At 59.1% G+C, this 4796-nt stretch carries 6 protein-coding genes and 1 pseudogene; 5 read left to right on the top strand and 2 right to left on the bottom strand.

All coding sequences use genetic code 11. The features are described 5' to 3' along the window. Positions 1-986, top strand: a 986-nt coding sequence (gene cysC, locus NKG99_RS35345; protein ID WP_352874074.1) for an adenylyl-sulfate kinase, incomplete at its 5' end; no start/stop codon positions are given. A gap of 683 nt (positions 987-1669) precedes the next feature. Beyond that, the gene (locus NKG99_RS35340; RefSeq protein ID WP_352874072.1) at positions 1670-1882 is read left to right on the top strand and encodes a KTSC domain-containing protein; all 213 of its coding nucleotides are present in this window, start codon (positions 1670-1672) and stop codon (positions 1880-1882) included. Positions 1883-2090: 208 nt separating this feature from the next. Here the strand turns inward: NKG99_RS35340 and NKG99_RS35335 are convergent, their stop codons facing one another. After that, entirely contained in the window at positions 2091-2279 is a 189-nt protein-coding gene (locus NKG99_RS35335; protein ID WP_352874071.1) for a DUF3606 domain-containing protein, read from the bottom strand. Positions 2280-2338: 59 nt separating this feature from the next. Beyond that, on the bottom strand, positions 2339-2632 hold the full coding sequence (locus NKG99_RS35330; protein WP_352874069.1) for a hypothetical protein: 294 nt from the start codon (positions 2630-2632) through the stop codon (positions 2339-2341). Between the two features lie 111 nt (positions 2633-2743). On the opposite strand from NKG99_RS35330, the pseudogene NKG99_RS35325 reads away from it, so the two are divergent. From NKG99_RS35325 to NKG99_RS35315, 3 genes and pseudogenes are all read left to right on the top strand, one after another. Continuing rightward, positions 2744-3600: pseudogene (locus NKG99_RS35325) on the top strand (ATP-dependent DNA ligase). Next, a complete protein-coding gene (locus NKG99_RS35320) occupies positions 3597-3797 on the top strand; it encodes a hypothetical protein (protein ID WP_352874067.1) in 201 nt (66 codons plus the stop codon). Before NKG99_RS35325 ends, NKG99_RS35320 begins: the two are co-directional and overlap by 4 nt. 180 nt (positions 3798-3977) lie before the next feature. Next, positions 3978-4214, top strand: coding sequence for a hypothetical protein (locus NKG99_RS35315; RefSeq protein WP_352874066.1), 237 nt, complete (start codon positions 3978-3980; stop codon positions 4212-4214). The last annotated feature ends 582 nt before the right edge of the window (positions 4215-4796 follow it).

Raw genomic sequence — 4796 nt, 5'->3', positions numbered from 1 at the left:
TATCACGCGGCAACATGCTGGTTTCGCCTGCCGCACGGCCGCAGGTCGCAGACCAGTTCGCCGCCAACATCGTCTGGTTCGACGAACACGCGCTGCTGCCCGGCCGCTCCTACATCCTGCGCACCGAGACCGATCAGACCAGCGCCACCGTGACCGACCTGAAATACCGGATCAACGTCAACAACTTTGCCCATGAAGCGGCCAAGTCGCTCGACATGAACGAAGTCGGCATCTGCAACATCTCGACGCGGACGCCGATCGCCTTCGATCCCTTCGCCGAGAACCGCATCACCGGCGCCTTCATCCTGATCGACCGCATCTCCAACGCCACGGTCGGCGCCGGCATGATCCTGCACTCGTTGCGCCGCGCCGAAAACATCCATTGGCAATCGCTCGATGTCGGCAAACGCGTCCGCGCCGACATGAAGAACCAGCGGCCCGCCGTGTTCTGGTTCACCGGGCTGTCGGGCTCCGGCAAGTCGACCATCGCCAACCTGTTCGAAAAGAAGCTGTTCGCCACCGGCCGCCATACTTATATCCTGGATGGCGACAACGTCCGTCACGGTCTCAACCGCGATCTTGGTTTCACCGACGCCGATCGCGTCGAGAACATCCGCCGCGTCGCCGAAGTGGCGCGGCTGATGGCAGATGCCGGGTTGATCGTCATTGTGTCGTTCATTTCGCCGTTCAGCGCCGAGCGGCGCATGGCGCGCGAATTGATGGCCGACGGCGAGTTCATCGAGGTGTTTGTCGATACGCCGTTCGAGGAATGCGCCAGGCGTGATCCGAAGGGCCTCTATGCGCGCGCACTGAATGGCGAGATCAAGAATTTCACCGGCGTCGATTCCCCTTACGAAGCGCCGGAAAACCCGGAAATCCATCTCAAGACACTCGGCAAATCGGCCGAGGAGATGGTAGACGCCCTGGAACACTGGCTGAAGAAGCGCGACATTGCCGAAGACCAACACCACAGCGGCGGCATCTGACGAGGAACGGATGGTGAAATCTTTCGAGCGGCGGGCAGGCGCGAGGTGATGCGCGTTTTCCATGCCGGCTGCGCGGTCGACCGGAAATCAGATTCCTCGCCGGTGACCGAGGCGGACCGCGAGGGCGAAAAGATCATTCTCGCCGGACTGCGCGCCGCATTTCCCGGCCTTGCATCGAGCGGCCACATCCCAAAGCTCTGTCCTCTTGCGACCATCTTGATTGAAGTTAGGAATATGCTTCGGGCGGCTTAAGCGCGCCGGCAACAGCGTCAAATTTGGGATCACCCCGCGAGAGCTAACAGTTACCCGCGACCAGTTGATCAACAGAGCGGCCTAACCGACGCTCTAATCATCTCCTGTGCCGCTCTCGTCCTTCGGCGCTGGGCAACTTCACACCTTCTTCAACACGCGGGTGGCCAGCCTGGCCATCACCGCTGCCGGTCGTTGATCATGCTGGTATCCCTGCCCTATCCGCTGGCTCCGGCCGGCGGGTTTTTATTTCAGGGCGGATATGGGGGATAGGTGATGCGGTTGTTTGGCGGCCGTGGTCCAACTCTTCATAGCATCGGGTTTCTGGCTGTCGGCCGGATGCAACAAACCCCTCCGCCGCCCGTTGAGTCCGCTGGGTTAATCATAGATCATACTCGCCTGCTGCCCTGCGCCGGTCAGCTCTTTTGGACGCCATGCCATCGACCTCGATACGCAAGTTCGACTATGACCCGAACACCAGGGTACTCTCGGTCTGGTTTGTGGCAAGCGGGAAGCATTACGAGTTCTTGGACGTACCGCTTGAGAGCTTTACCGCGTTCAGATCTGCCTTCGCCAAAGGCCGTTATTTCAACGAGCACATCCGCAGTCACTTCCGGTACCGCCTTGTTGAGCAGGAGCCGGGCTAATGGCCTTGCTGTCTGCGGGCGTTGAAGGACTAGGAATCGAGCTCCAATGCCTCATGGCCGGGTTGCTCATGCCAGATGACCTGCCGCAGATCGCGTTTATCCACTGACTGGCCGCAAATCGGACAAGCGTAAAAATGCTCCTGCGCAGGTACTGGCTTGCCGTCATGCCGACGGCCCGTGATCGGCGGGCCAAGATGCGAAAGCTTTGTCATCGGTTGCCGAGCGCCTTGGCATCGCGCTCCAGCGTCTCACGGTCGTTGCGATGCTTTTTTATGAGTTCTCTAACCTCGGGAATCGTACGGCCAAATTTGCTGGCGAAATAGCCGACTTCATATTGCTCATCGCCAGACACCCGTTGGCGATCGCGAAAATCACGCTTGCTCTTGTCGTCTGCCATGGCCAATGCCTCCTGTTTTCACACAACAGGAGAGGACTGCCAAGGTTCCGCAACCAGCGTTATTCCCGAACTTTCACCCGCGGTGTCGATGACATGGCAGTGATGGCATCGATATCCACAGTGACAAGGCCACCACCATCGATACGAACGGTGACTTTTCCATCCTCTGCATCAACTCGCGTAGCAAACCCACTGATTTCGAGCTTCTGGCCCGCCTTGGCATTCCTCGGCGTGTCGATGGCAAGCGGGAAATTATATGAGGGAATGCTCACGCTCGACACGCCGTCATCCATCACTTTCAGGATGGTGGCCGATAGCGTGATCTCGTCGCCGACTCTCGGTGCTCGGGCCATTTTTTGTCGCTCGTTTCATCGCGGTAGTCATTGAAACATGCAACTTAGCTAAAATGTTCCGGAACCGATTGGAGGCTCGCAGCTTGAGTCGCGGCTTGGTGAGTCTTGTGCATGCGTTTGAGGTTTGTCGCGCCTTTGATGCCGACCCTGGTGGAGAAGCCTCCCGAGGGCGACGACTGGATTCACGAGATGAAGTTCGACGGCTACCGTTCGCAGCTCATCATCGATGAAGACGGTACCACGATCTACACGCGCAACGGCCACGATTGGACGGCGAAATATCGCGACCTGGTGACAGAGGCCAAGACACTCGGCGCCGAAAGCGCGATCGTCGACGGCGAAATCATCGTGCTAAACGAGGCGGGACTGTCGGACTTCGGCGAACTGCGCAAGGCAATCACCCGCCGACAGCATGACCTCTATTTCGTTGCCTTCGATCTGCTCCACCTCAACGGCCACGATCTGCGCGACATGGCGCTAGAGGAGCGCCGCGAGATCCTGGCCAGCATGATCGAACCTGACGGGCGCATTCAGTTCAGCGAGCCACTGCCGGGCGAGGCTGAGGCCATCTATCATCTGCTCGACCAGGCCGGCCTCGAGGGGATGGTGTCGAAGCGGCGCGACAGCATATACCGCAGCGGGCCATCCACAAACTGGCTGAAGGCGAAGTGCTATTCGGTCGATGAATACGAACTGATCGGGGTCGAGCGCGAGGTAGGCAAGCCGGCGTTTGCTTTGATGGCCGAGCGCGGCACATGGCGCTATGTCGGCTCAGCTTTCATCAATTCCAGCCGCGCTATTCGCGAGCGGCTGTGGAGGCGCGTACAGGAACACGCCGGGCCGGCGCCGAAGGGAATGAAACGACCGGCGACGCAATGGGTCAAACCAGGCATTATCGGCCGTGTAAAGCACTTACGTGGGGAGGAAGATTTGGGCACGCCTCGCTGCAGGATTTCAGGGAAGAATGAGCAAGCGCGGCAACGATTTTCTCCACCATTGGGTATTGGACCATTTGCCGGACGACCCGATCATCGACCCGGTGCTGCTGCTGATCGAGATGGCCGTGGACGCGAAGCAGGCGGCGCAGAGCCAAGGCATTCCCGGCCAAGAGATCGATGAAGAAATTGGCACGATATACAAATTCATCATGCAGGGCTTACGCTGACAGGAGCAGCCAAACAGCACGAAGCGGAACTTAACATCGCCGGGCAAATTGGTTCACCATGGACGCAGGACGAAATCCCGAACGACTGATGCCAAGCCCGCCGCCGAGATGGCAGTACCGCAAGGGCGTATTGCTACTGGCCGCTGCCTTGTTGCTTGCGCCGGGTGCGTTCGCGATCTGGTGGGCCATCTTTCGATGAGCACGCGCGGGGTCAACTTTCTCGACAGATGGATGGCAGAACATCTTCCAAACGCCATCACCGACGATCCCGTGGCCATCAGCGATCTTGCAGACGAGGCGATGAAGGCGGCCGACAGAGAAGGGATTCCCGCCGACGAGATCAACGAAGAAGTCTGGAGCGTGCTCGAGGTCATTTTCGATGCCATGCAGCATCGCACCGGCGGCTTGGCAGGCTGATGGAGCACAGCGATATAGGGGAAGGAAAAGCCGGCGGACGTCGTCTTGGGGAAGGCGTCGCCGGCAAGTGGCAGGCCGGTTTCGGGTGTGGGCGGGCAGCCTACCAATTCATCAGTGCCGGCACTATGATCTCAAGTGAGCAGCTTAGCTAGTGGTAAATTAGCGCGGTCCATCTGGTCTCAGATTGCCGGGACAAAGTGCCCGAGAGTTCCTCCCCGGCCATGCGGCTCGACACCCTTTTGACAGAGGGAATGCCAAATAGGCGCCGGGCCTGACCGACGAGCTGTCTGTGAACTAGCCCGCCGGTGATGCGCTGGTCGGTCACGCCCTACAGAGGGGCAAACTTATCGAGATGCAGGCGTATTCGCTGGCCTTCCGCGAAGGCTAGGGCGAGCGATTCCAGTTCGAATGATCGGGTTAGTCCCTGATCTTCCTCGACCACACGGACGAACCATTCGCCACAGGCTTCATCACTTCGATGCAAGGATGCCCTTGCGGTTGGGTATCTCGCTATCCACCATTGCCTCTCACGCCGAGGACAAATATCGCCAGCAGCACGACGAAAAGCACGGTGGCGATCAC

Source organism: Mesorhizobium sp. M1409 (assembly GCF_040317535.1).
GTDB lineage: Bacteria > Pseudomonadota > Alphaproteobacteria > Rhizobiales > Rhizobiaceae > Mesorhizobium.
Note: the sequence above shows the minus strand (reverse complement) of the source record. Positions and strands in the feature narration are given on the sequence as shown.

Coding starts and splice junctions, on each gene's coding strand:
- NKG99_RS35340 (WP_352874072.1), top strand. CDS start 1,670: ATGCCATCGACCTCGATACGCAAGTTCGACTATGACCCGAACACCAGG.
- NKG99_RS35335 (WP_352874071.1), bottom strand. CDS start 2,279: ATGGCAGACGACAAGAGCAAGCGTGATTTTCGCGATCGCCAACGGGTG.
- NKG99_RS35330 (WP_352874069.1), bottom strand. CDS start 2,632: ATGGCCCGAGCACCGAGAGTCGGCGACGAGATCACGCTATCGGCCACC.
- NKG99_RS35320 (WP_352874067.1), top strand. CDS start 3,597: ATGAGCAAGCGCGGCAACGATTTTCTCCACCATTGGGTATTGGACCAT.